The organism is Acinetobacter rudis (assembly GCF_000829675.1).
Classification (GTDB): Bacteria; Pseudomonadota; Gammaproteobacteria; order Pseudomonadales; family Moraxellaceae; genus Acinetobacter; species Acinetobacter rudis.
Window position 1 is genome coordinate 1 of the sequence record NZ_BBRX01000040.1, and the last position, 25,284, is coordinate 25,284.

The window sequence follows — 25,284 nt, forward strand, 5'->3', positions numbered from 1 at the left end:
AAAGTTGACAGCCGAATACCACATTTGAAGATCTAGATACGCAATATCTTGATCATCGTAGAGATAACTTCCCTGACAATTTGTAAAAATTTTAGGCGGATTCACATAATGTACTGTGTCGCCATGAGAACAATATAGCGCTTCATCTTGTAATAGCTGAGCTTCATTAATTGTCATAGGAGTTTCCTGTAGAGCTATAAACCACTTTATAAAAAATAATTTAATCCATTGATTAAATTATAAAACCGTCCTCTGTATGATTTATCTAACAGCATGTTTTTTTAAAAACTTACAGCTTAAAAAGTATAATTAACACCAAACCCAGGCTCAAATTCCACACGCTTTTTAGTCATGGGACTCTGATACTGATCATCAGATAAATAATTCACTTTATAGGTTGTATAAATATTCCAATGCTTGTTTAACTCATAATCAACAGCCAAACCTGCATAGGGATACACACCAGAATCAAGTTGATAGCTCTTAATTCCACTGCGCTTAGACTCTTCTGAACTTACTCCAAAATAATATTGATTATATTTAGAGCTGTTCCATTGAAGACCAAGTTCAGGATACAAGGTCCAAGATCCAGTTTCCCACGCTGCTATATATGACAAATTCGCAATCGCACCGCGGCTTCTTGAAAGAATATCTTGTGCAGCACTTAACTTAAATGCCCCATAATCAGAGGTATACATATAACTTGTGCCGACTAAGACAGACCATTGTCGTTCATCTAACTGACTCAAAGATCCGCTAGGATGGTACATGGTTCCATCATAATAAGCATAAAGTCTAAGCTTATTCTTAGTATCACGATATAAATTTAGCCCCGCTTGATCACCCTCTGCATATAAAAGGTCGCCATCATAAAATGCTGTTGGCAAGACACTGGTTTCCATTTCCCTGCCTTTATAGCTTTGAAAATCAAGGGAAAGGTTTAATCCGACACTGAGCTCTGCTGGTTCTGTATCAGCATAACTATGCACACTAAGTAAAACCAAACACAATAAGGAACTTCTGAGAGGCCACTTCATCAATTCATTAAACTCATCTAAGATCCAGCCTTGTTTTATCGGCAGTGAACGATCACATTTTCGTGATCCCAAAATTAATGCCCAACCATAACATATTCAGTGTTTATAATTCACCCTATAAGCAAGCAGCAAAAATAAAAAATTCCTCGATTCTTGTGATTGCATGGGGTGGTATTTTTTATACTCTTGTCAGTTTTTGAGTAAAAAAAATCAAGACTTTTTCAACCAATTCACATTTCTGAAATAAATTGCCTTTATTGTTAGCACAAATTGATTTCGTCATATAAAAAATAAAGAATGAAACAATAATAAGTTGAATAATTAAACACGACAAAGACTACAATTTTCTGGCAGGTTGTTTTCAATTCACTACACTAAAATGTTAAATTAGGCCAAATTTTAATTTTATTTTAATAAATGTTTCTATACTGAACTTGCAGTTGGTACAATACTGCCCCAAAGTTGATTTTGACCCAACAATGGATCTCAACGTGTTTAAAGATACCTGTGCCCTAGAGCCAATGCTAACAACACCTTGAACAACCGTTTATTTCACATAAGTTTAAAGCATTCAATCTTTCACAGGTTTTATTGTGGTGATATTTTCATGACGTTTTTTCAACAAAATTCCATTTCAAATATTGTTTGGCACGTTATTTGTGATTTTGACGGTACAATCAGCCTAAAAGATACCACCGATACACTGCTCAATCAATTTGCACATCCTGACTGGGAGAAAATTGAGCAACAATGGGAACAAGGTCTAATTGGTTCTAAGCAATGCATGCAACAACAAATTGCTTTGCTAGACATGACAGAACAACAACTACTCCACTGTTTAGATCAAATTAAAATTGATTCGAATTTTGTCGCACTAGTTCATTTATTAGAAAAACAACAAGTTAAACTAAGTATCGTCAGTGACGGACTCGACTTCGTTATTCAACATATTCTTAAAAAAAATCAATTAGATCACCTACCTATTATTGCCAATCATTTGGCTCACCCAACCAACACTCGTTGGGAACTCAGTTTCCCCTATAGTGATATTGCTTGTAATACTCAAAGTGGTACTTGCAAATGTAAGGTTGCTCAACAAAATCATCATGAAAAAATTATTTTAATTGGTGATGGACGTTCAGATTTTTGTCTAGCAGAGCAAGCAGATTATGTTTTTGCTAAAAAAAGCTTAATCGATCATTGTGTAAATAAAAATATCCAACATCATCCTTTTGAAGACTTTTCTCAATTGCTTGAACCACTCTTAGCAATTTTAAATAGTCCATCTCAAGTCTTTGATGCAACCAAACTTTGGGTAAATAGTTAATGAGTGATCATTCGTTTTTTCTACCAGGCAAACGTACTGGGATATTATTGATTCATGGACTCACCGGCACACCAAATGAAATGCGTGGTATTGCACGTTCCTTTCATCAAGCTGGATACACTGTACATGGTGTACAACTTGCTGGACACTGTGGTGATATCAATGACCTCATTGCAACGCGTTGGGAAGATTGGTTTTCAACTGTATATCAAGCAGCAAACCAATTATTGCAACATGTTGATGAAATATTTGTTGCTGGCTTATCTATGGGCGCACTCTTAGCACTTGAATATGCATCACGCTTTCCTGTTTCTGGTGTGATCTGCTATAGCCCAACATTTAAATACGATGGATGGAGTATTCCACGGTGGTCTCAATTTATTGGTCCATGGGTTCTCCCCCCAATCTATCATTTTAGACTATTTTCACAACGTACCTTTGATGAAGCTGAGCCTTTTGGTATTCAAAATGAAGCACTTAGAGCACGCATTGTACATTCAATGCAAAATGAAGATAGCTCTGAGGCTGGCTTACCAGGCAATCCATGGCATTCACTTTACCAACTGCAACGCCTATCACGCCGAGTTAAAAAGGACTTAGGTAAAATTCATGCACCTTGTCTTTGTCTGCATGCCTACGAGGATGATGTTGCTAGCCGAAAAAATAGCCAAATCGTTTATGACCATGTAGCAGGACCGAAACATTTAGTCTGGCTATATAACAGCTACCATATGATTACAATCGACAATGACCGCAAACAAGTCATTCAAGAAAGTTTAGATTTCGTGGCACAATATGCCTTAAATCAATCTCAATCAGCCGAAGCTAAAACGCAAGATCCTGCGTATGTCACATAAGGACTGAATATGAGTTCACTAGTATTTTTTGTCTGGTTCCTAACTATTTTAGTCGATACAGTTGGCCAATTAGCATTTAAAGCTGCTGCTGCAAAACATAAAGAAAGTGATGGCTTTAACTATTGGCAAATGCTACTTAGACAACCTTGGTTATGGGCAGGTATCTTTTGCTATATTTTTGAGTTTGTTATTTGGCTGGCCTTTTTATCTTTAGTACCATTATCAGAAGGTGTCATGCTAGGCAGCATCAATATTGTTGTCATTATGATTGCAGGTCGATTATTTTTTAATGAAAAACTTACACGCAACCGTCTCATTGGGGTGGTTTTAATTACGATTGGTGTGACTATTGTTGGTCTAGGTGGCTCATGAGAACATTTTATATTATTGGCTTTCTGATTCTTACAGCTTTTGACACCTTAACTCAAATTAGTTTTAAATTTGCTTCAATTCATGCCATGCCTATGACCATGGATTTAGAGTGGCTAATTCGTGTATTTAGTCACCCTTGGGTCTACGGTGCATTTATAGGCTACATTGGTGCATTTTTTACTTGGATGACCTTACTCAAGCACGCGCCAATTGGTCCAGCCTTTGCTGCTGCCCATATGGAACTTATCACCATTAGCATCTTATCGATTTGGATTTTCCATGAACCGATGACTTTAGCCAAAGCGTTCGGTGCTGGATTTATTCTTCTGGGTGTAATTTTTCTTGCTAAAGATGAAACTAAACAAGAACCTACCCATGTGGTCAAATCACCTCATCCTTAATGATTTAAAATATAACTAACCCAATCAGCTAAAAACAAAAAAAGCCTCAAATGAGGCTTTTTTTGTACAATTTAATTATTGCGCAGCAGCTTGAGCAGCAGCAACTTCTTCAGCGAAGCTCATTTCTGCTTTTTTCTCAATACCTTCACCAACTTCGAAACGAACGAAGTCAGCTACAGTTGTACCCGCTGCTTTAAGTGCGTCAGCAACTTTTTTCTCGTTGTCAATTACGTACATTTGACGCTCAAGAACAACTTCGTTGAGATATTTCTCAACAGAACCAGTAACCATTTTTTCAACGATATTTGCTGGTTTACCAGATTCGATTGCTTTAGCTTCAGCGATCTCTTTCTCTTTAGCGATAAGATCAGCAGGAACTTTTTCAGCAGTAACCGCGATTGGGTTGAATGCAGCAACGTGCATTGCAACACCTTTACCAGTTTCTGCATCACCAGCATAAGCAACAACAACACCGATACGTAGACCGTGCTTGTAGATTGCCAAGTTATCAGCTTCTACGATTTTTGCACGACGTACTTGGATGTTTTCACCGATTTTTTGAACAAGAGCAATACGCGCTTCTTCAACAGTGCTGCCATCTTCTAATTTAAGTTCAGCAATTTTAGCAGCATCAATTTCGTTTGCAGCCAACGCAGCAGCAGCAACTTTATTAGAGAAGTTTGCAAAGTTTTCGTCTTTTGCAACAAAGTCAGTTTGGCAGTTTACTTCAACCAAAATTGCTTTGTTACCGTCTTGAACGATAGTGATCGCGCCATCAGCAGCAATGTTGCCTGCTTTTTTAGCAGCTTTTGCTTGACCTGATTTACGCAAGTTATCAATCGCAAGTTCAATATCACCGCCAGCTTCTGTTAATGCTTTTTTGCATTCCATCATTGCTAGACCAGTACGATCACGTAATTCTTTTACCATGCTTGCAGTAATTGCAGTCATGTTATTCTCCTAAATACGGTAGAAAATCAATCTGTTCAACAAAAACGGCCCGAAGTGTAACCCTGGGCCGTTATTGCTCAATCGACGCTCAATTTTATCATTATCATATCGATGAATAATGACAAAGATACGTCAAAGACGCATTAAGCCTCTGGAGCTTCTTTAGCAGCTTCGTCGCCTTTTGCTTGCGCATTAGCTTGAGTCTGAGCATATTCTTTACCAGCAATAATCGCATCAGCCATAGAAGAAGCATACAAAGTTACTGCACGAATCGCATCGTCATTACCAGGAATAACATAATCTACGTCATCTGGATTCGAGTTAGTATCAACGATACCAATAACTGGAATACCAAGATTTTTCGCTTCTTTAATTGCGATTGCTTCGTGGTCAACATCGATCACGAATAATGCGTCAGGTAAACCACCCATGTTTTTAACGCCGCCTAAACCACGCTCAAGTTTGTCCATCTCACGAGTACGTTCTAATGCTTCACGCTTAGTAAGCTTAGCAAAAGTACCGTCAGTAGATTGAGTTTGAAGGTCTTTTAAACGGTTGATAGATTGGCGAAGTGTTTTCCAGTTCGTCAACATACCACCTAACCAGCGGTGATCAACATAAGGCTGACCAGCACGTTGAGCTTGTTCACGGATGATGTTAGAAGCAGCACGCTTAGTACCAACGAATAAAACTTTATTCTTTTTGCTTGCCAAGTTGTTAACAAAGTTCAAAGCATCATTTAACGCAGGAACAGTGTGCTCAAGGTTAATGATATGAATTTTGTTACGTGCACCAAAAATATATTGGCGCATTTTTGGGTTCCAGAAGCGAGTTTGGTGACCAAAGTGCGCGCCTGCTTGAAGAAGGTCGCGCATACTTACGTTGTAATCTGCCATTTTCTTTACCTTAATGTTTGGGTTAGGCCTCCATATGTCCTCATCCTCCACCTTTACAGGCACCCAGAGCAATGTGTCGACATATGTGCGGATTTTCCGAATTTAACGTTTTCTCTGCAAGAAATTTAATCTTGAAAAGCATTTGATAAATTGGGCGGCTATTTATACCATAGTCACATACAAATTTCCAAAAGTTTTTGAAGATCATGAACAGTACTTATCAAGCTCCACGTCGTTTAATTAAAACCCAAGATGAAATTGAAAAAATGCGCATCGCGGGACGACTGGCTGCTGAGATTCTGGATATGATCAAACCGCACGTCAAAGCAGGTGTTAGCACACTCGAACTTGATCGCATTTGTCATGACTATATTGTTAATGTACAAGATGCCATCCCTGCATGCTTAGGCTATGGCGCTGCCCCAGGTCGTCCAGCATTTCAACATACCATTTGCACTTCGGTGAACCATGTCGTTTGTCATGGTATTCCATCAGAAGCTAAGATCTTAAAAAATGGTGATATCCTCAATATCGATGTCACTGTAATTAAAGATGGTTACCATGGCGATACCAATATGATGTATGTCATTGGTGAAGGTTCAGTACTGGCGAACCGTTTATGTACGGTTGCACAAGAAGCCATGTATCGTGGTATTGCCACGGTTAAACCCGGTTCAACTATTGGTGATATTGGCCATGCTATTCAAAAATACGTTGAATCAGAGCGATTCAGTGTAGTCCGTGAGTATTGTGGTCATGGTATTGGCACTGTTTTCCATGATGAGCCACAAGTTCTACATTATGGCCAATCAAATAGTGGCATGATTTTAGAAGAAGGCATGACATTTACCATCGAACCTATGGTCAATGCTGGTGTATGGCAAACTCGCCTAATGGGTGACAAATGGACTGTAGTCACCAAAGACCATAAACTTTCTGCTCAGTATGAACATACACTGGTGGTGACAGCGAATGGCGTAGAAATTCTCACTGCACGTCCAGACGAAGATCTATCGCGCTTTATCAAATAATTTTAAATATTCAATATCAGATGACTCAGGTTATCTGATATTGACCATGCTACAACAAAGTGCTGATCGAACTTCCAAACAATAAAACTATAAAAACAACAGAACATCATCAATTAATCGATTCTTTTCACAATTGATTATATAAAAATATTTAATTTCACAAAGTCCGTATCAATCTATTGCTTAATTTATCTAAAAAAAATGAATAATAATGCAAGAGTTGGTGTTCAACCGCATGTTCAACACTGTACAAAAGCTCTGACAAAAAGAGCAAATATTTTACAATAAAAACAAGCAATTAAATAAAAAACACCAATAAAAATCAATAAAAGCATAAGGAATAATATGCAATGAAATTCAAAATTAATATGATTGCCCTTTGTGTACTTAGTCTCCCCGTCATCAGTTATGCACAAGCTCCAAAACAGCAAAATAAAAATTTTAAGCGCTTCTCAATTTCAGCAGGTTGGTTACATGCCATGCCACAGGGTTCAGGCAATCCATTTAACAACCAAACAGCAGTTGCAGAAGGCACCCAATCTAAAGTCGGGGAAGTCAGTAAAAGTGCTGTACTAGACGCTGCTGTCAAAGATTCAAATCCATTTATCTATGGAACAATTTCAATTTTCCCAGGACAAGACCTGCCTGCCGCTCTGTCAGGAACAGCCAACATCAATGGCCTATCCAGTTGGCAATCGGCAAATACTGGATTGGAAGCAAATACTGCAGATACACTGGGAATCATGATGAATTATTATCTCAACGATCATTGGTCTGTTGAGATTAAAGCAGGCATACCACCAACTGTAGATTTAAATGGCAAAGGCACTGTATATGCTCCACTACGTGGTAGCAATAAACCATCGCTCTCTGTTTTTTCTGCAGATATCCCACTCGGTGGTAGCATTGACTTACATCAGGACATCCATGTGACTGATCTTAGTCAAGGTTCTAAAACAGCTTCGGTACGAGCTTGGTTACCTGCATTTGAATTACACTATCAATTTGGTCAATCAGGTGTAAATAAATTTCGTCCTTATGTGGGTGCTGGGCTTTTATACGGATATTTTGACAAAGTTAAACTTAACTCAGGAATTGAATCTGATTTAATCCTCGCGGCACATCGTATACAAAACATTTTAGACAATAAAGCAGGTGCTGGATTGGATGGAAAAATCTCATCAGCATCACCATTGGTCAAAGTTAAAGCGACTCAAGCCTATGCCCCCATAGTCACTGTTGGAGCAACTTATGATTTTACAGATAAATGGTATGCAGTAGGTTCTATCTCTTACTCTCAGATGAACACTGAAGCAAAAATAACCGTAACAGATGGCAACACAGGCAATCAATTAATTCGATCAAAAACAAAAGTTGATATTGACCCCATTATTACTTATGTAGGAATGGGATATAGATTCTAGATACAGCAAGGTGTTGATAAAATCATCAACACCTTAACTTTTCAACTCTTTTAAAAACATCAAAATATTAACTTATCCTATTGATAAGTGAATATTTCCTGTCGCTATCCAATCCAGTTCGATTTACAATGATTCTGCTCATTTATCAATGGATTGATTATGTCTACAACTCGTTCGTTTACCCAACCAATGATCTATATGCTTATTGGTAGTGCCTTGATCTTGGCACTTTCATTAGGAATTCGTCATGCTTTTGGCCTTTACTTGGTCCCGATGAGCCACGAATTTGGTTGGGGGCATCAAGTATTTAGTTTAGCGATTGCAATGCAAAACTTAATATGGGGCGCGGTTCAGCCAATTACAGGTGCTTTTGCTGATAAGTATGGCAGTAAAATTGTTGTTGCTGTCGGCGGGGTTTTGTATTGTATTGGACTATTACTCATGGCGATGAGTTCAACCAGCGCCTTACTCAATTTAAGTGCGGGATTAATTATTGGCTTAGCTTTGTCTGCTACATCATTTTCAGTATTACTTTCTGCTGTAGGTCGAGCTGTTCCACCTGAAAAACGCGGTATGGCAATGGGGATTGCCAGTGCAGCAGGTTCATTTGGCCAATTTATTATGCTACCCACCACTTTATTATTTTTAAAACATTTTGGTTGGTCAGCATCATTAATGATCAGTGCAATATTAGTTGCTCTAGTATTACCTTTAGCGTGGTTATTAAAAGCCCCAATTTACCAAACGAAATCAGGTCATGCTGTATCAGCACCTGCGCTTAGCTTTAAACAAGTATTGCATCGAGTTAAACAACATAAACCTTTTTGGTTTTTAGCAATGGGCTTTTTAGTCTGCGGCTTTCAAGTGGTATTTCTAGGCGTACATCTTCCGGGTTATCTAATTGATCATGGTTTTTCAGCAACAACAGGAACTGTATTCTTAGCACTCATCGGTCTATTTAATATTGTAGGGACTTATACCGCTGGTTGGCTGGGTGATAAATATTCCAAACCTAAATTACTGATGTGGCTTTATGCGATTCGAGGATTCAGTATTATTGCCTTTCTTGCGCTTCCGCTAAGTTTATTTACGATTTATACCTTTGGCATTATCATGGGTTTGCTCTGGCTGTCTACAGTTCCACTGACCAATGGAATCGTCGCACAAATGTTCGGTGTTAAATATTTAACTATGCTCAGTGGATTGGTATTCTTCACTCATCAAATCGGTTCATTCTTTGGTGGTTGGTTAGGTGGCCTCAATCATGATTTAATGGGAAACTATAACTATATTTGGGTAATATCAATTGTTTTAAGCTTCTTTGCTGTTTTTATGCATTCATTCGTCACAGAGGAAACTGTCATCCATGATTAACTCTACACGGATATCCAAAATTATATTATTCCTGAGCCTTGGTGGATTATTGCTACTTGCCTTGTCGCTTTGGCTCACCACACCTGATTTATTCATCTATTTCAACCAAGCTTTTTGTGCTCATTAATTTGAGCACAGCTTTTAAAATGACTTAATTATCTATCCTCTTCTCAAAATCATATTCAAACACACACCTCTTTCAAACTTACACCGTGTTTGATTTTTTTTACCAGTTATTAAACATAATAAGTACACAATTAAAAAAAACAAACTACATTATTCATGATCCGTGAAAAGATTTTTAACCTATGCTGAAAGAACTTTGAATATTTACATCCAATATTCACCATGACTTAACTTAAAACCAGTATTACATCTGCTGTTTTAAGGATTAGGGAATTAAGTCAGGTTAAAAACAGTGAGACTTTTAATAAAGTTCACAGATAAGTCAGACATGGAGTCATAAAAATGAGAAAAGTCATTTACGGCGTATTATTATCAATCAACACCCTACCTGTATTAGCACATAGTGCATCACCTTATTTTAGTTTTAAAGATGGTGATGGCTTTAAACGTTTTTCTGTCTCTGCGGGCTGGTTACATGCAGCCCCTCAAGGTAGTGCAAACCCAATCAATAATACTACTGCCGCTAAAAATGGTCGTTATAAAGTTGGTGATGTAAAAGTAGACTCAGTAAATTCAAGTATTGCACAAACTGAAGAAGGCGATGCTGCTAAAAAGAAATTAATGGATGTAGTCAAATTAGGCGAAACATTTGGATTAATTAAAGATGGCACTCTTACAGGCAACATGAGTGGCTCCGTCGATATTAACAGCCTAGAAAACTGGACCAGTCCCGATACCGGTTTAGAAGCTGATTCGGTAGATACTCTTGGACTCATGTTTAATTATTATTTTACGGATAATTGGTCCGTTGAAGTCAAAGCTGGAATTCCACCTGATGTTGATATTCAAGGCAAGGGTCAAATATCTGCACCACTTTCAGGTATTGCACGGCCTAAAGGTGAACTTCCACCAGGATTAATTAATAATATCGCAAATGGACTTATTGACGGCATTGGCGATATTCCACTAGATACTCAAATCCCGATTACCAACTTAACTCAAGGAAGTACTGCCGCTACAGCACGAGCTTGGTTACCCGCAGCAGAAATCCATTATCAGTTTGGTAAATCTGGAGTAAATAAATTTCGTCCTTATGTCGGTGCAGGGGTAATTTATGGTTATTTTGACAAAGTAAAATTAAACTCAGGCATAGAAGCAGATCTCATTTCTGCTGGCCACCGTATTCAGAATATTTTAGACAATCAAGCAGGTGCAGCACTTGATAATAAAATCTCTTCTGCTGATCCTAGAGTCAAAGTTGAAGCCGATGATGCTTTTGCCCCTATTGTAACCTTAGGTGCAACCTATGACTTCAATGAAAATTGGTATGCCGTCGGTTCTGTTTCCTACGCCAAAATGAATACCGATATCAAACTGACCGTGACAGATAATAATACTGGTCAGAGTTTAATTCGCTCATCCACCAAACTTGATATTGATCCAATCATCACGTATATGGGGATTGGCTATCGTTTTTAATCGCTTTTACTCAGCTGTGAAGTGAGTATTCTGACCTAAGACTTTATTTTTTAAAAAGTCTATTAATCGAGCAATAAAAATAGCCTGTATTTCTTTCTACACAACGATGTGAGATTAAAATACAGGCCACTTGTGAAACGGTAAACTGTTAAATCAATATGTGATTATACAGTTTGAACTCAATTAAAATAGACGATTCATACCATTTAAAGTGGCTACACGATAAGCCTCTGCCATGGTTGGGTAGTTAAATGTTGTTTCAACAAAGTACATGATTGAGTTTTTAGGACTCTTCATTACTGCTTGACCAATATGAATAATCTCAGCAGCGTTATTACCAAAGCAGTGAATCCCCAAAATTTCTAAGGTATCACGGTGGAATAAAATCTTTAATTCCCCAACTGTATCACCAGTAATTTGGGCACGAGCTAAATGACGGAAAGAAGATTGTCCAACTTCATAGGGAATTTTTTCTTCAGTCAATTGTTGCTCAGTCTTACCAATTGATGAAATTTCAGGAATAGTATAAATCCCTGTAGGAATATCAGTTACTGGCTTAACATTTTTCTCGCCACTACTCATATTGGTACCAGCACAACGACCTTGGTCATAGGCAGCAGAAGCCAATGATGGCCAGCCAATCACATCACCGGCTGCGTAAATATTGTCAACTTCAGTTTGATACTGTTCATTTACGGTGAGCTGACCACGGCTGTTCGGTGTAATGCCTACATTTTCAAGACCTAAACCATCAGTATTTCCTGAACGACCATTACACCATAAAATCGCATCTGCCTTAATTTTCTTACCACTTTGCATATAGAGCACAACGTGATCATCACCTGTTTCAAGGTGATCGATTTGCTCATTGTGGCGAATCAGCACGCCTTGTTCACGTAAGTGATAAGACAAAGCATCTGAGATTTCATCATCTAAATAACTTAATAGTTTCGGCTGAGTATTAATCAGATCAACTTTCAGGCCCAATCCAATAAAGATTGAAGCATATTCACAGCCAATCACGCCTGCACCATAAATAATGACTTTATGTACTGAATAATCTAGATCTAAAATTTTATCCGAATCAAACACACGAGGATGCTCAAAGTCGAGCCCTTGTGGATGATATGGGCGACTACCTGTTGCGATTACAATTTGCTTGCAAATAATTGACTCTGTTAAACCGTCATCACTAAATACTAAAACAGTACTTTTATCTTGGATATAAGCACGGCCATGGAATACATCTATATTGTTGCGATCATAAAACCGGCTGTGAGTATCCACTTGCTGTTGAATGACTTTGTGTGCATTACGTAACACTTGTTTCATGGTGAACTGTTTCCACTCACCTACTTTTTGAAACATTGGATCACGTTGATAACGAATAATGCTCGATACAGTTTGACGTAAAGCTTTACTTGGAATTGTTCCTACATGAGTACAGTTACCACCAAGCTGATCACGTTGGTCTACAATTGCAACTCGTTTTCCAGATTTAGCCAGCTTCATTGCCGCGCCTTCACCCGCTGGGCCTGAACCGAGTACAACAACGTCATACTTCAGGAAATTCCCAGCAACGATATCTTTTTTACGAGGCATTAAAAGCTCCTTTAAAAAACTAATTTTTTTTACGAAATTGTTAGATATTATGACCTAAACTATTCCGTTTTAGTGTATTTCTGTTGAATATATTATGTGATAACAACATTTAGTAAATGAATAGTTAAACTATCCTATCATATTACAATTTCGTTATAATGACCTCAGATCCTTCTCGCCGTCAAAACAGTGGAACATAAATATGTCTGAAAGCCGTAAACCAGAACAGGGTGTTAAACTTCGTGGTGCTGAAAAAGTTGCACGTATACCTGTAAAAGTGATTCCTACGGTCGAAGCTGCCCGCAAACCAGATTGGATTCGTGTCAAGATGTCTGCTCCTGAAGAAGTGCAGCGCATCAAAACCACTTTACGTGCACAAAAACTACATACGGTTTGTGAAGAAGCTGCGTGCCCAAACTTACCTGAGTGTTTTGGTGGAGGTACAGCAACCTTTATGATTATGGGTGATATCTGTACACGTCGCTGCCCATTTTGTGATGTTGCGCATGGACGTCCGAATGCACTTGATGTAGACGAACCACGCCACATGGCTGAAACAATTTCTAATCTCGGTCTTAAGTACGCTGTAATCACGTCTGTTGACCGCGACGATCTACATGATGGCGGTGCACAACACTTTGTCGACTGTATTCAAGAAACACGTAAACTCAGTCCAAAAACACTGCTCGAAATCTTGGTACCAGACTTCCGTGGTCGTATGGATATTGCGCTACGCATCATGACTGAATGTCCACCAGATGTGTTTAACCACAACATTGAGACTGTGCCACGTTTATATAAAGCCATGCGCCCAGGTTCAGACTATCAGCACTCTTTAACGCTGCTAAAAATGTTTAAAGAATACTGCCCTGAAGTCCCAACCAAATGTGGTTTGATGGTTGGTATTGGTGAAACTGAAGAAGAAGTAATTGCTCTACTTGATGACCTAAAAGCGCATGATGTTGACTATGTAACAATTGGACAGTATCTACAGCCGTCTAAGCAACACGCACCGATTGATCGCTATGTAACTCCTGAAGAGTTTGAACGTTATACTGCCCATGGGCAAAAGCTTGGGTTTAAAAATATCTGGGCTGCACCAATGGTTCGTTCAAGCTACTTTGCTGACCGCCAATACTACGGTGAACCAGTACCGGGTGTACGTCGCAAAACTGATCCTGTGAAGAAAATTGCAGTACAAGTGATTGAAGCCTAAATAAATAGACTTCAACTAAATTTAAGCTCTCGTTAATCGAGGGCTTTTTATTTTTCAAAGCGTCTTAGCATTAAGTCACATTGGCGTTTGCATACACTGCTGTTAAATTACACAACTCAAAGTTCTCTACAAATTTCACTTTGCTTGAGTTGATGAAGGAATACAGCATGTCACAACAAGATTATGAACAAGGCCTCGCGGTACGTACTGAAGTTATGGGTGCGGAGTTTGTGCAACGTGCACAACAAAATACTGTCGAATTTACAGAACCATTACAAGATTGGATTAATGAACATGCTTGGGGCTCGACTTGGCAGCGCGAAGGTGTACTACCACGCAAGTATCGTTCATTAATTACCTTAGCTTTTTTAACTGCGCTAAAAAGCCCAACTGAATTAAAAGGCCATGTCCGCGGCGCGCTCAATAACGGCGCAAGTGTTGAGGAAATTCAAGAAGTGTTATTACATAGCTTACCCTACTGTGGTGCACCTGCTGCTCAAGAAGCTTTCCGCGCTGCACTAGAGGTTATTCAAGAGTATCAAGCAAAATAAAACACCAAATAACTGTTCAATCCAAGTACAGTGTGCTCATTGTACTTGGATACTTTCACAGCAAACGATTCGAAAATTTGAATCAATTAAAAACATCTAATTTCCTCGAAATTATTTATGTATCGTAAAAAAGTTGTTTTCTTTAGATACATTAATTAAACCACCGATTAAACATTGAACTGATCAGTTTACAAAATTGTCATTTTTTACCCTGTTAGAGTATTTACTCCTATTTTTTATATGATATTTTGTAAAAAGAAGTAAATTAAGACTAAAATGCAAAACTCAATTTATTTTGTAGACCCACACGCCCTTAGGCAATTCATTTTATTATTTTAGGGAAGCATTAAAATGAAATTAAAAAAGCTCACTACAGCTATACTGTTATCTACTCTACCAACTGCAGGCGCTTTTGCCGCTGCAATGGATCGCTCAGGCCAATCTATGTCTGCGTTTTTCCAGCCAGGTAACTACTTTGAAGCTGGACTTTCTGTACTTGACCCGACGGTTGAAGGTGTGGAAGCTGGTAAATCTGCTACGCAACGACATATAGGTGATATGGCAGATAGCTACTACTTCCCATCTGCTGCATTAAAATTACAAGTTGCAGACCAATTTTCTGTAGGTATTCTTTACGATCAACCATTCGGTGCCAAAGCAGAATATAGCGGTAACAACGTATTTGTTTCTGCACCAAATGACTTAATTTTATCATCTTTGCCAGGACTTACCACATCGGCAATTGGTGCTGATATACAAGGCAATACCAATGTAGAAGTGGATACTCAAAATCTTTCTTTAATACTTGGTTATCAACCGACTGAAAACTGGAATATCTATGGTGGTGCTGCGTACCAAACTGTAAAAGGTCATGTCAGTCTTCGCGGTAGTGCCTATAGTCTTTACAATGGCTATGATGCCAACATTAAAGAAACTGGTGGTATGGGCTGGCTTGCTGGTGTGGCATTCCAAATTCCAGAAATTGCATTAAAAGCATCTGTAACCTATCGTTCTGAAATTGATCATGATGTAACGATTAGAGAATCTATCGGTCTTGTTGATCACATTGCAAATATTCCTCCTGGCCAACTTCCTGCTCTTCCACCAGCTGCTGGTGCATTGATAGGTGGAGCAATTGCTGCAAATGCTGCTGAAGGCAAAACAACCATTACTACACCACAATCTGTTAACCTTGATTTCCAAACCGGTATCATGGCAGACACCGTAGCTTTTGCTAACGTGCGCTGGGTAAACTGGAAAGACTTTGCGATTCGTCCATATAAATTTGGCAAAGTATCAGAAGTTGTTGGACAAGCTGTAGGCCGACCAAATGGCTTTAACCTCGTAGAATACTCTGAAGATCAATGGTCAGTAACAGCTGGTGTCGGTCGTAAACTTACAGAAAAATGGGCAGGTAATGTCTCTGTAGGCTGGGACTCTGGCGCTGGTAACCCTGTAACGACACTTGGTCCTACTGAAGGTTTCTGGAATGTGGGCTTAGGTGCACAATATAGCCCTACACCGCAAACCTTTATCGCAGGTGGTGTTAAATACTTCTGGTTAGGTGATGCCAAAGCACAAACAGGTGCTCAAGCAGGTGGATCTGACTATGTAGCAGAATTCAAAGACAACCATGCTTTAGCTTATGGTCTTAAAATCGGCTATCGCTTCTAAGTCTTAGACTGAACATCAAATATAAAAAATAGGCACTTTGAAGTGCCTATTTTTATGTCCTAATCACTTGTTTTATACAAGTAACCACCTGGGAATAAGTTTTATTCTGGAATATTACGTACAGATGCTTCACGAATCGCTTGTTTTAACTGCTCATAGCCATGTAGAGCTGGGAACTGTGGAAATTCTGCAATCACATTATCTGGTGCATCAAACAAGAAACCACGATCTGCTTCACCCAGCATCGTTGTATCATTATAAGAATCACCTGCTGCAATCACACGATAATTAAGACCATGTAATGCCTTTACCGCTTGACGCTTTTGATCAGGTTGACGCAGTTTATACGCAGTAATCATTCCCTCTGCATCTGTTTCGAGTTTGTGACAAAAAATTGTAGGCCAACCAAGTTGTTGCATCAATGGATGGGCAAACTCATAGAAAGTATCAGATAAAATAATCAATTGAAAATGTGTACGAACCCATTCAACAAATTCTTTTGCACCAGGGAATGGCCCCATGTCAGCAATCACTGCTTGTATATCGTTTAAGCCTAGACCATGCTGTTTTAAAATATTTAGACGTTGAGTCATCAATACATCGTAGTCGGGAATATCTCGAGTTGTTGCCTCAAGCTCTTTAATGCCAGTTTTCTTGGCAAAGTTGATCCAAATCTCTGGTACCAATACGCCTTCTAAATCTAAACAAACAACTTCCATGGTGATCCCCATACTGTGACAAATAAATAATGATCGTAACAATAACTGCTGATCATAAACGTGTCACTTTTTTAAATCAATTTAACTCATAAGCTTTTATAAATTAATGTTAAAATCAGCCTTCAGAATAACTTAGAATAAACAAATACAAAAATCTTCAATAGCTTAACCGCCAATCACAGGGGTCAACATGACTCAAATTCCAACTACCGATTTGATTACTGCACAGGCATTGGAATATCAAGACCAATCAGCACAAGCCATCATGGCCTTAGCACTGAGCCAACATCAAGACATTGCCATTTCGTTTTCAGGTGCTGAAGATGTGGTACTCATTGATATCGCATCACAACTCGGCAAACCCTTTCGTGTATTTAGTTTAGATACAGGCCGACTTCACCCTGAAACCTATCAATTTATCGAGCAAGTACGTCAACACTATAAAATCGATATTGAAATATGTTTCCCAGAATCAGAAGCAGTACAAACTTTTGTTCAAGAAAAAGGCTTATTTAGCTTTTTTAAGGATGGTCATCAAGAGTGCTGTGGTGTACGTAAAGTACAACCCCTGAGAAAAAAACTTTCAACTTTAGATGCTTGGATTACAGGGCAACGTAAAGACCAAAGCCCGGGTACACGAAATAGTATACCTGTGATCCAAACTGACGATGGCTTTTCGACGCCAAATAAAACATTAATTAAATATAACCCACTTGCAAATTGGAGCAGTGCTGAGGTTTGGAGTTATATTCGCATGATGGAAATTCCATACAACAAACTGCACGAACGTGGTTATATCTCTATAGGCTGTGAACCATGTACCCGCGCTGTATTGCCGCAACAGCATGAACGTGAAGGACGCTGGTGGTGGGAAGAAGCAACGCATAAAGAATGTGGACTACATGCAGGTAATTTAAAATAATCTCCTGATTAACCCAAAGATATACTCAACAGTTTATGCTTTGTGTCATGATAGTTCTTCACAACGTAGGGTGATTTCTATATCATAGAAAACAATTAGTTGATCTTTCAACCTAATCGGCAGCATCACCCTCGATCAATTAATCAGTCCTCGTTCACCTTAAGGTTTTCTAACTTTAATGTGAACTATATCCATGCAATATTCTGATAATTCTAAAAAATACTAACGCTCAGACAAGAGCTGTTATTGACATTAAGCAGTGAGGCTACAAACAACTATGCGCCCCTTACACCCAATTGATTTTATCTTTCTGTCTTTAGAAAAACGGCAACAACCAATGCATGTCGGTGTCTTATTTTTATTTCAGATTCCAGAACACGCACCTACAACTTTTATTCAAGACTTAGTTGCGGATATTCGCAACAATAAAACACCACCTGTTCCTCCTTTTAATAACCAACTGAGTGGATTATTTTGGGATGAGGATCAAGAGTTTGATATTGATCACCACTTTCGTCATATTGCCCTCCCCAAACCAGGTCGTATTCGAGAGCTTTTAGTCTATGTTTCACAAGAGCACAGCACACTGATTGATCGTGCTAAACCGATGTGGAGCTGTCATATTATTGAAGGGCTAGAAGACAACCGTTTTGCCATGTATTTTAAAATACATCATTCAGTTGTCGATGGTATTGCAGGAATGCGCTTAGTGCAGAAATCCTTTTCAACTGAGCCGAATGATCAGCATATTGTTCCACCTTGGTGTGTCCAACAAATACCTTCATCAAAACCTCCTAAAGGCGCAAAGATCAGCCGAATTAAAAAAATAATGGGAGGAATCAAAAGCCAGATTGATGCGACACCTAAAGTTGCTGAAGAACTATTTCATGCACTGACCAAAGAACGTGGTAAAAATCCAGATTACATTTCAAGTTTTCAAGCACCCTCGTCTATCCTGAATCAACGTGTAAGCTCATCACGCCGTTTTGCAGCACAGTCTTTTGAGTTAAGTCGCCTTAAAGATATTAGTAAATCTTTGCAAGTTACGCTCAATGATGTTGTTTTAGCGATCTGTTCTGGCGCTTTACGCGAGTATCTCCGCAGTCAAGATGCTTTACCTAAAAAACCATTAATTGCAATGGTCCCTGCTTCTATTCGTGATGACGACTCTGATGTCAGCAACCGAATTACCATGATTTTGGCAAATCTGGGCACACATAAAAGCAATCCATTGGAACGTTTGGCCATTATTCAACGCAGCATGCAAAACGCCAAACAACGTTTTAAGCGCATGACACCGTTACAAATTTTAAATTATAGTGCGCTAGTCTATGGTCCTGCTGGATTTAATATCTTGACTGGTGCATTGCCAAACCGCCAATCATTTAATATTGTTATTTCAAATGTACCCGGTCCGAAAGAACCACTGTATTGGAATGGTGCGCGTTTAGAAGCCCTTTACCCAGCATCCATTGTACTCGATGGCCAAGCGCTCAATATTACTATGACCAGTTATCAAGATAAGCTTGAAGTGGGACTAACAGGTTGCCGCAATGCTTTACCTAAAATGCAAAATCTACTGACCTTTTTAGAAGAAGAAATCCAAAGGTTTGAGCAGGTCATTCAGCACAAGAAAATCACAAATACAGCCACGATAGTAGATGCGACAACTTCTCGACAAAAAGCGAAGAAATCAGTCTCAACTCAAACGGTGATAGATTTATCTGCAGCTACGGATTAAAAAATATTCAGCCTATCCAGCTGATTTTTAACTTATTGTTATTATGTATAAAACTAAATATCTTACTTCATAATACAGCATAAACTAAGGGGCGTTTTAACAGCCCCTTAGCTTTGAATGTTTCGACATTGATTTAACAGTTCTTGACAAACACTAACCACCATATCTTTGGTAATGTTAATTTCTTGACCATTTTCATCCAACATCACACAGGTGTTTTGATTTTGAGGCTCAACAATACAACGACCCTCACGTGCAACTACATTTTCAGCTAAATTCATTTTTGACCTCACTTGCTAAGACAATTTATTTGATGTGTCTATGGCTATTCACAGAGACTAGTATTGTAAAAACGCCAGTCAATGTAAAATTTCAGTTGTAACAAGGATTAAGCGATAACTCGTTACAATTTCATGAGAGAATGACATCATATTGCTCTTGCGTATAAAGATTTTCCACTTGGAATTTGATAACACGATCAATGAAATGCTCTAAATCAGCGACTGCAGCAGCTTCTCCAGTTAAAAGGCGGTCAATTACCTGTGGATGAGCAATAACAGTAAAGCCACTCTGAGACTCAAAAGCTCGGGCATATCTTAAGATCTCTCGAAAGATTTCGTAACATACTGTCTCGGCAGTTTTCACATAACCCCGTCCTTGACAGGTTGGACAAGACTCACAAAGCAAATGTTCTAATGATTCGCGGGTTCGCTTACGTGTCATTTCCACCAAGCCCAATTCTGAAACTTGGGTAATTTTGGTTTTAGCATGATCACGTTCAAGCATTTTTTCAAATTGCATCAAAACATCATCACGATGCGATGCTTCTTGCATGTCAATAAAATCAATAATGATGATTCCTCCCAAGTTACGCAGTCTTAATTGACGTGCAATCACTTGGGTTGCTTCCATATTGGTTTTAAAAACAGTGTCCTCTAAACTACGCCCACCAACATATGAGCCAGTGTTGACATCAATCGTGGTCATTGCCTCAGTCTGATCAATCATCAGATAACCGCCAGACTTCAACGCCACACGAGTTTGTAAGGCCTTTTGTACGTCTTCTTCAACATTATATAAGTCAAAGATCGGACGCTCACCAGGGTAGTGAAATAGTCGATTTTCAGCAGTCGGTACAAATTCGCGGACAAAATCTTGTAGCTTTGCGTGAATTTCACGTGAATCTACATAGATTTTAGCGGTTTTCTCACTGACAAGATCACGGATCACGCGCTGAGGTAAAGGCAGCTCTTCAAAAATAAGCGAAGGAACAACAATACTTCGTTGTTTTTTCTGTATATATTCCCAAAGTTTGGCGAGATAACACATATCACGGGCAATTGCAGCCTCATCCACACCTTCAGCAGCAGTACGTACAATGACACTGCCCGGAAGCTGATGTTCTTTTTGAATATTCTCAATGATGCCACGTAACCGTTCACGCTCAGTTTCTGACTCAATACGTTGAGATACACCAATATAGTTACCAAAAGGCATGAGAACTAAATAACGCGAAGGAATAGAAAGATCCGTACTTAAACGTGCACCTTTAGTGCCTAACATGTCCTTCATCACTTGTACTGTCAGGATTTGTCCTGGTTGTAAAAGCTCATAAACATTTGGGGTAGGCTGATTACGAGGCCACACCATATCATTGATGTGTAAAAATGCAGTTCGAGATAAACCAATATCAACAAATGCTGCTTGCATTCCTGGTAATACACGGACCACTTTGGCTTTATAAATATTTCCAACCAATCCACGTTTTACACTACGTTCAACAAACAATTCATTGACGGTCCCATTTTCAACCAATGCCACACGACATTCCATCGGTGTGACATTAATTAATAATTCATCAGACATAATCAAGCTCAAATAAAAAAAATCTTTTCAAGTATTTGAGAGTATCTGTAGTAACAGTTTATGCTAAGAACAATGCGAACACACTGCTTTCCCTATCATCTTGCATATTTTTTGTGTTGTTACTCCATGTTCCTCATTCCAATAATATTACGCATGTGATTGAGACTACTGCGCCAATCCCCAAGCGGCATTGGCTTTGCTCATCAGCTCCCTCTCCTTTACAGGTATCCTCAGTAAAGGCCAAGTACTCTATAATTCCAATACATCAAATTCTTTTAGCAACTGTACAGTTTCATGTAAGGGTAAACCTACAACATTGCTATAACTTCCCACTATACGTGGAATATACTGTGCAGCAATCCCTTGGATCGCATAAGCACCAGCTTTCCCCAAAGGTTCACCACTGTTCCAATAGTATTGCATATCAGATTGGTGAAGTACTTGAAACTCAACTTCTGTTTTAACCACAATACTTCTTAGCATCGTGTCAGAGGCCACACACACTCCACTGTATACCTCATGTGTCTTTCCCGACAACATCGACCACATAGCAAATGCATGTTCTCGATCATGTGGTTTACCCAAAATCTGATTTGAGATTGAAACGCTGGTGTCTGCCGCTATCACAACGGCCCCAGCATGCTGCTTTAAAACAGCTTGGGCCTTTTGTTTGGCGAGTCGCTGCACATAATCTGCAACAGATTCATTATTATGTAGCGACTCGTCAATATCTGGACTTAAAATATGAAAATCCAAGCCAAGTTGTTGTAATAATTCGCGACGTCGCGCCGACCCTGACGCTAAAATTAAATTCGCCATCTTTTTAATAAATAATACAAAATTGGCCAAAATAATACGCTACTTAGCAAAGGCATCCAATGTCGAGTAATCGAAAATGGTATCCCTCCCATCACTTGAGCAATATGTATAAATGCGATATGCACAAAACATGCAATTGCCACAATGATCCAAAGGTTAGCAAACGTCAGCACACGTTTTTCACGGATAAAATATCGCGCAATAAAAACGATTAATACATAACTCAATGCATTAAGCCCAAGTGGTGCGTCTAAGAGCAAGTCAGTATATAGCCCCACAGAAAAAGCAAACCATATACCACACCATATCGGTTGACATAGACTCCAAAATAAAACAACCAGCAACATAAACAACGGGCGCCATGCTGCAACAGAGTAATTTAATGGATAAACCACCAACACCGATGCAATCACAACACTCAGCACAATGATCAAAAAAGGATCTTTGCGTTGTACATTAGAAGGTAATCTTTTAGCGATTTGCATAAGGCTGCTCCATCGCTAGGGAGTCTGAAAACAATACCACGACATGGTGTCCACCCGCCAACTGTGCTGCAGGAAGAACTTCAATGCTCGCAAATTCACCAGAAGTATGACGTTGTATTTTAGACACTGTCCCCACCAAATAACCTGCAGGAAAATGTTGTCCTAAACCAGAACTAATCACTTTGTCTCCCACTTTAATATTGGCACTTGTTGGCACATACTCCATTTTAAGTCGGCCTAGATCACCTGTACCAGAAACAATGGCACGCATACCTGAGCGCTCTAAACGCACTGATAATGAGTGCTCTTTATCTGATAACAGCATGACACGACTGCTATGTGAAGAGACATTGATAATTTGCCCCATAATCCCTTGATCATCGAGCACTGTCTGCCCCACTTTCAACTGACTATTTGAACCGCGGTTAATCACGATAATATGCCTTAATGGATCAGCGTCTGTACCAATCACCTCAGCAATTTCCATACGACCATCAATAATCAATGGTGTATCCAATAAACCACGCAAACGTGTGTTTTCAGCAGATAACTCGGAGAGCTTTTGTAGACGCACTTTCGCCTGAAGCAACTCAGCTTGCATCGCTGTGTTTTCACGACGTAGCTGTACTTCTGATTTTGTTTGTTGGTTCAGCCATTCTTTCGATAACACTGGATAACTTGCAAGTACATAAATCGGATTATATGCAGCATACAAAACATCCCTTGCTGGTTGAATCACATGTGGCATACGCCAGTTAAAAAACAGCACAACGAAACATGTGATTACCGCAATGATGAAAGAGCGAAAAGATGGCGGTTGTCTTGAAAAAAGATTGGGTTGCACCGCACCGCCTCACCTTATCTAATTGTCTAACTTACCCGACAAACAACATATCATGATTAGGGTTATCAAAGAACTCAAGCACCTTACCACCACCACGTGTAACACAAGCCAGTGGATCTTCAGCAACCATTACAGGTAGGCCAGTTTCTTGTGAAAGCAATTTGTCTAAATTACGTAGTAATGCACCACCACCGGTTAAGACAATTCCACGCTCTGCAATATCCGAAGAAAGTTCAGGTGGAGTTTGCTCAAGTGCTGACTTAACTGCACTCACGATACTTTGTAGCGGATCAGTGATTGCCTGTGTCACTTCATCAGAAGTCACAGTGATTGCACGTGGCACACCTTCAGCTAAGTTACGACCACGGACTTCAATCTCTAAAACCGTACCATCTGAAATGGCCATACCCACTTCTTTTTTGATGATTTCTGCAGTTGTTTCACCAATCACACAACCATGTGCCTTACGCACGTAATATATGATTTGTTCATCAAACACATCACCGCCTATACGTAATGAATCAGCATAGACACAGCCTTGTAATGAAATAATGGCAATCTCGGTTGTACCACCACCGATATCCACTACCATTGAACCACACGCTTGCTCTACAGGCATACCCGCACCAATCGCAGCAGCCATTGGCTCTTCAATTAAACGTACATCACGAGCACCTGCATTGAATACAGCCTCACGAATCGCACGACGCTCAACTAAAGTTGATTTACAAGGAACGCAAACCACAACACGAGGTGCTGGCGGAAATAGTCTTTTTTCATGTACTTTACCAATAAATTGGTTCAGCATCGTTTCTGTAACTTCAAAGTCTGCAATCACGCCATCTTTCATAGGACGAATAGCTGAGATGTTTGCCGGTGTACGTCCAAGCATTTGCTTAGCGTCTAGGCCCACAGCCGCAACTATTTTTTGTGAACCACTGTGGCGAATAGCAACCACTGTAGGTTCGTTTAGAATAATGCCCCGTCCTGGTGCATAAATGAGCGTATTTGCAGTACCTAAGTCAATCGCAAGATCTGGCGAAAACAGGCCAATTAGTCGTTTTAGAATCACGGGTCTTTCCCAGTTAAACTTTTATATAGACGCAAGATGGCAACTTTAACTAAATGTGATGCTTTGAACAAGTCAATCGCTTATCATAAGGCATGATATTTTGATTTTTTTTAAAACTGATTAGGTGAGATGTTATGTCAACACCAGATGCACAGCATTCTGCACAATTAAATGCACAAAATGTTTCAAGTATTGCCAACCTTGCGCGGTTGTCGCTAGATGATACACAATCTAGTGAATACGCGCAGAGTTTAAATAAGATTTTAGCAATGATGGAGCATTTAAAAAGTATCGATACCGAGGGAATCGAACCTATAAAAAGTCCATTTGACCATGCCCAGCCTTTACGTGAAGACCGTGTAATTGAATCGAACCATCGTGATGAATATCAAGCTGTTGCCCCTGCTGTTCAACAAGGTTTGTATCTTGTTCCACGTGTAATTGAATAAAATTAGGCCAACTAACTTATTTTTACATTTAAACCTAAAGAATTTACTC

General features: G+C 39.2%; 25 protein-coding genes and 1 pseudogene. 14 read left to right on the forward strand and 12 right to left on the reverse strand.

Translation table 11 applies throughout. The features are described 5' to 3' along the window. Both Aru01_RS18665 and Aru01_RS11465 read right to left on the reverse strand, forming a co-directional pair. Positions 1-177: pseudogene (locus tag Aru01_RS18665) on the reverse strand (aspartate aminotransferase family protein); the annotation flags it as partial. A 119-nt stretch (positions 178-296) separates the two neighbouring features. After that, positions 297-1,109, reverse strand: a complete 813-nt coding sequence (locus Aru01_RS11465) for a MipA/OmpV family protein (protein ID WP_155757990.1) — start codon at positions 1,107-1,109, stop codon at positions 297-299. A 535-nt stretch (positions 1,110-1,644) separates the two neighbouring features. Here Aru01_RS11465 and Aru01_RS11470 point away from each other — a divergent pair. The 4 genes from Aru01_RS11470 to Aru01_RS11485 are packed head-to-tail and all read left to right on the forward strand — an operon-like array spanning position 1,645 to position 3,994. Beyond that, a complete protein-coding gene (locus Aru01_RS11470) occupies positions 1,645-2,364 on the forward strand; it encodes an MtnX-like HAD-IB family phosphatase (protein ID WP_016657076.1) in 720 nt (239 codons plus the stop codon). Continuing rightward, a complete protein-coding gene (locus Aru01_RS11475; RefSeq protein WP_016657077.1) occupies positions 2,364-3,221 on the forward strand; it encodes an alpha/beta hydrolase in 858 nt (285 codons plus the stop codon). Before Aru01_RS11470 ends, Aru01_RS11475 begins: the two co-directional genes overlap by 1 nt. 9 nt (positions 3,222-3,230) lie before the next feature. After that, positions 3,231-3,593 (forward strand): EamA family transporter, encoded by a 363-nt coding sequence (locus Aru01_RS11480; RefSeq protein WP_016657078.1) that lies wholly within the window; start codon positions 3,231-3,233, stop codon positions 3,591-3,593. Continuing rightward, complete coding sequence (locus tag Aru01_RS11485; protein ID WP_016657079.1) at positions 3,590-3,994, forward strand: DMT family transporter; 405 nt, start codon at positions 3,590-3,592, stop codon at positions 3,992-3,994. The genes Aru01_RS11480 and Aru01_RS11485 overlap by 4 nt, the downstream gene beginning before the upstream one ends. Positions 3,995-4,069: 75 nt before the next feature. On the opposite strand, the gene tsf is transcribed toward Aru01_RS11485, so the two are convergent. Beyond that, entirely contained in the window at positions 4,070-4,945 is an 876-nt protein-coding gene (gene tsf / locus Aru01_RS11490) for a translation elongation factor Ts (protein WP_016657080.1), read from the reverse strand. Between the two features lie 143 nt (positions 4,946-5,088). Next, on the reverse strand, positions 5,089-5,841 hold the full coding sequence (gene rpsB, locus Aru01_RS11495; RefSeq protein ID WP_016657081.1) for a 30S ribosomal protein S2: 753 nt from the start codon (positions 5,839-5,841) through the stop codon (positions 5,089-5,091). Positions 5,842-6,047: 206 nt separating this feature from the next. On the opposite strand from rpsB, the gene map reads away from it, so the two are divergent. The 4 genes from map to Aru01_RS11515 all read left to right on the forward strand — a co-directional run bounded on the left by map (position 6,048) and on the right by Aru01_RS11515 (position 11,275). Beyond that, positions 6,048-6,872 (forward strand): type I methionyl aminopeptidase, encoded by an 825-nt coding sequence (gene map / locus Aru01_RS11500; protein ID WP_016657082.1) that lies wholly within the window; start codon positions 6,048-6,050, stop codon positions 6,870-6,872. Positions 6,873-7,222: 350 nt separating this feature from the next. Further along, the gene (locus tag Aru01_RS11505; protein ID WP_016657083.1) at positions 7,223-8,296 is read left to right on the forward strand and encodes an OmpW/AlkL family protein; all 1,074 of its coding nucleotides are present in this window, start codon (positions 7,223-7,225) and stop codon (positions 8,294-8,296) included. Between the two features lie 159 nt (positions 8,297-8,455). Further along, entirely contained in the window at positions 8,456-9,670 is a 1,215-nt protein-coding gene (locus tag Aru01_RS11510) for an MFS transporter (protein ID WP_016657084.1), read from the forward strand. 468 nt (positions 9,671-10,138) lie between these two features. Then, positions 10,139-11,275, forward strand: coding sequence for an OmpW/AlkL family protein (locus tag Aru01_RS11515; protein WP_016657085.1), 1,137 nt, complete (start codon positions 10,139-10,141; stop codon positions 11,273-11,275). Between the two features lie 183 nt (positions 11,276-11,458). On the opposite strand, the gene sthA is transcribed toward Aru01_RS11515, so the two are convergent. Further along, a complete protein-coding gene (sthA, locus tag Aru01_RS11520) occupies positions 11,459-12,877 on the reverse strand; it encodes a Si-specific NAD(P)(+) transhydrogenase (RefSeq protein ID WP_016657086.1) in 1,419 nt (472 codons plus the stop codon). Positions 12,878-13,079: 202 nt separating this feature from the next. Between sthA and lipA the strand changes: the two genes are divergently transcribed. From lipA to Aru01_RS11535, 3 genes are all read left to right on the forward strand, one after another. Further along, on the forward strand, positions 13,080-14,093 hold the full coding sequence (lipA, locus tag Aru01_RS11525; protein WP_016657087.1) for a lipoyl synthase: 1,014 nt from the start codon (positions 13,080-13,082) through the stop codon (positions 14,091-14,093). Between the two features lie 167 nt (positions 14,094-14,260). Continuing rightward, the gene (locus Aru01_RS11530) at positions 14,261-14,644 is read left to right on the forward strand and encodes a carboxymuconolactone decarboxylase family protein (protein WP_016657088.1); all 384 of its coding nucleotides are present in this window, start codon (positions 14,261-14,263) and stop codon (positions 14,642-14,644) included. 351 nt (positions 14,645-14,995) lie between these two features. Next, positions 14,996-16,318 carry an OmpP1/FadL family transporter gene (locus Aru01_RS11535; RefSeq protein WP_016657089.1) on the forward strand — a complete coding sequence of 441 codons (1,323 nt, stop codon included), beginning with the start codon at positions 14,996-14,998 and terminating at the stop codon, positions 16,316-16,318. A 101-nt stretch (positions 16,319-16,419) separates the two neighbouring features. Here the strand turns inward: Aru01_RS11535 and thrH are convergent, their stop codons facing one another. Beyond that, the gene (gene thrH / locus Aru01_RS11540) at positions 16,420-17,037 is read right to left on the reverse strand and encodes a bifunctional phosphoserine phosphatase/homoserine phosphotransferase ThrH (protein WP_016657090.1); all 618 of its coding nucleotides are present in this window, start codon (positions 17,035-17,037) and stop codon (positions 16,420-16,422) included. Positions 17,038-17,227: 190 nt separating this feature from the next. Between thrH and Aru01_RS11545 the strand changes: the two genes are divergently transcribed. Further along, positions 17,228-17,959, forward strand: coding sequence for a phosphoadenylyl-sulfate reductase (locus Aru01_RS11545; RefSeq protein WP_016657091.1), 732 nt, complete (start codon positions 17,228-17,230; stop codon positions 17,957-17,959). A gap of 277 nt (positions 17,960-18,236) precedes the next feature. Continuing rightward, positions 18,237-19,700: a WS/DGAT/MGAT family O-acyltransferase gene (locus tag Aru01_RS11550; RefSeq protein WP_016657092.1), complete on the forward strand. Its 1,464-nt coding sequence runs from the start codon at positions 18,237-18,239 to the stop codon at positions 19,698-19,700. Positions 19,701-19,807: 107 nt separating this feature from the next. Here the strand turns inward: Aru01_RS11550 and Aru01_RS18460 are convergent, their stop codons facing one another. The 6 genes from Aru01_RS18460 to Aru01_RS11575 form a co-directional block, all read right to left on the reverse strand. Then, positions 19,808-19,981, reverse strand: a complete 174-nt coding sequence (locus Aru01_RS18460) for a PA1571 family protein (RefSeq protein ID WP_016657093.1) — start codon at positions 19,979-19,981, stop codon at positions 19,808-19,810. 130 nt (positions 19,982-20,111) lie between these two features. Further along, a complete protein-coding gene (gene rng / locus Aru01_RS11555) occupies positions 20,112-21,566 on the reverse strand; it encodes a ribonuclease G (RefSeq protein ID WP_016657094.1) in 1,455 nt (484 codons plus the stop codon). Between the two features lie 249 nt (positions 21,567-21,815). Further along, entirely contained in the window at positions 21,816-22,385 is a 570-nt protein-coding gene (locus Aru01_RS11560; protein WP_016657095.1) for a Maf family protein, read from the reverse strand. Next, a complete protein-coding gene (mreD, locus tag Aru01_RS11565; protein WP_016657096.1) occupies positions 22,373-22,870 on the reverse strand; it encodes a rod shape-determining protein MreD in 498 nt (165 codons plus the stop codon). Before mreD ends, Aru01_RS11560 begins: the two co-directional genes overlap by 13 nt. Next, entirely contained in the window at positions 22,857-23,714 is an 858-nt protein-coding gene (gene mreC, locus Aru01_RS11570; RefSeq protein WP_016657097.1) for a rod shape-determining protein MreC, read from the reverse strand. The genes mreD and mreC overlap by 14 nt, the downstream gene beginning before the upstream one ends. A gap of 31 nt (positions 23,715-23,745) precedes the next feature. After that, positions 23,746-24,786: a rod shape-determining protein gene (locus tag Aru01_RS11575; RefSeq protein WP_016657098.1), complete on the reverse strand. Its 1,041-nt coding sequence runs from the start codon at positions 24,784-24,786 to the stop codon at positions 23,746-23,748. A 134-nt stretch (positions 24,787-24,920) separates the two neighbouring features. On the opposite strand from Aru01_RS11575, the gene gatC reads away from it, so the two are divergent. Then, entirely contained in the window at positions 24,921-25,235 is a 315-nt protein-coding gene (gene gatC, locus Aru01_RS11580; protein WP_016657099.1) for an Asp-tRNA(Asn)/Glu-tRNA(Gln) amidotransferase subunit GatC, read from the forward strand. The last annotated feature ends 49 nt before the right edge of the window (positions 25,236-25,284 follow it).

Excerpts from the sequence above, each read along its gene's own strand:
- Aru01_RS11470 (WP_016657076.1), top strand. The coding sequence starts at position 1,645 with ATGACGTTTTTTCAACAAAATTCCATTTCAAATATTGTTTGGCACGTT.
- Aru01_RS11475 (WP_016657077.1), top strand. The coding sequence starts at position 2,364 with ATGAGTGATCATTCGTTTTTTCTACCAGGCAAACGTACTGGGATATTA.
- Aru01_RS11480 (WP_016657078.1), top strand. The coding sequence starts at position 3,231 with ATGAGTTCACTAGTATTTTTTGTCTGGTTCCTAACTATTTTAGTCGAT.
- Aru01_RS11485 (WP_016657079.1), top strand. The coding sequence starts at position 3,590 with ATGAGAACATTTTATATTATTGGCTTTCTGATTCTTACAGCTTTTGAC.
- tsf (WP_016657080.1), bottom strand. The coding sequence starts at position 4,945 with ATGACTGCAATTACTGCAAGCATGGTAAAAGAATTACGTGATCGTACT.
- rpsB (WP_016657081.1), bottom strand. The coding sequence starts at position 5,841 with ATGGCAGATTACAACGTAAGTATGCGCGACCTTCTTCAAGCAGGCGCG.
- map (WP_016657082.1), top strand. The coding sequence starts at position 6,048 with ATGAACAGTACTTATCAAGCTCCACGTCGTTTAATTAAAACCCAAGAT.
- Aru01_RS11505 (WP_016657083.1), top strand. The coding sequence starts at position 7,223 with ATGAAATTCAAAATTAATATGATTGCCCTTTGTGTACTTAGTCTCCCC.
- Aru01_RS11510 (WP_016657084.1), top strand. The coding sequence starts at position 8,456 with ATGTCTACAACTCGTTCGTTTACCCAACCAATGATCTATATGCTTATT.
- Aru01_RS11515 (WP_016657085.1), top strand. The coding sequence starts at position 10,139 with ATGAGAAAAGTCATTTACGGCGTATTATTATCAATCAACACCCTACCT.
- sthA (WP_016657086.1), bottom strand. The coding sequence starts at position 12,877 with ATGCCTCGTAAAAAAGATATCGTTGCTGGGAATTTCCTGAAGTATGAC.
- lipA (WP_016657087.1), top strand. The coding sequence starts at position 13,080 with ATGTCTGAAAGCCGTAAACCAGAACAGGGTGTTAAACTTCGTGGTGCT.
- Aru01_RS11530 (WP_016657088.1), top strand. The coding sequence starts at position 14,261 with ATGTCACAACAAGATTATGAACAAGGCCTCGCGGTACGTACTGAAGTT.
- Aru01_RS11535 (WP_016657089.1), top strand. The coding sequence starts at position 14,996 with ATGAAATTAAAAAAGCTCACTACAGCTATACTGTTATCTACTCTACCA.
- thrH (WP_016657090.1), bottom strand. The coding sequence starts at position 17,037 with ATGGAAGTTGTTTGTTTAGATTTAGAAGGCGTATTGGTACCAGAGATT.
- Aru01_RS11545 (WP_016657091.1), top strand. The coding sequence starts at position 17,228 with ATGACTCAAATTCCAACTACCGATTTGATTACTGCACAGGCATTGGAA.
- Aru01_RS11550 (WP_016657092.1), top strand. The coding sequence starts at position 18,237 with ATGCGCCCCTTACACCCAATTGATTTTATCTTTCTGTCTTTAGAAAAA.
- Aru01_RS18460 (WP_016657093.1), bottom strand. The coding sequence starts at position 19,981 with ATGAATTTAGCTGAAAATGTAGTTGCACGTGAGGGTCGTTGTATTGTT.
- rng (WP_016657094.1), bottom strand. The coding sequence starts at position 21,566 with ATGTCTGATGAATTATTAATTAATGTCACACCGATGGAATGTCGTGTG.
- Aru01_RS11560 (WP_016657095.1), bottom strand. The coding sequence starts at position 22,385 with ATGGCGAATTTAATTTTAGCGTCAGGGTCGGCGCGACGTCGCGAATTA.
- mreD (WP_016657096.1), bottom strand. The coding sequence starts at position 22,870 with ATGCAAATCGCTAAAAGATTACCTTCTAATGTACAACGCAAAGATCCT.
- gatC (WP_016657099.1), top strand. The coding sequence starts at position 24,921 with ATGTCAACACCAGATGCACAGCATTCTGCACAATTAAATGCACAAAAT.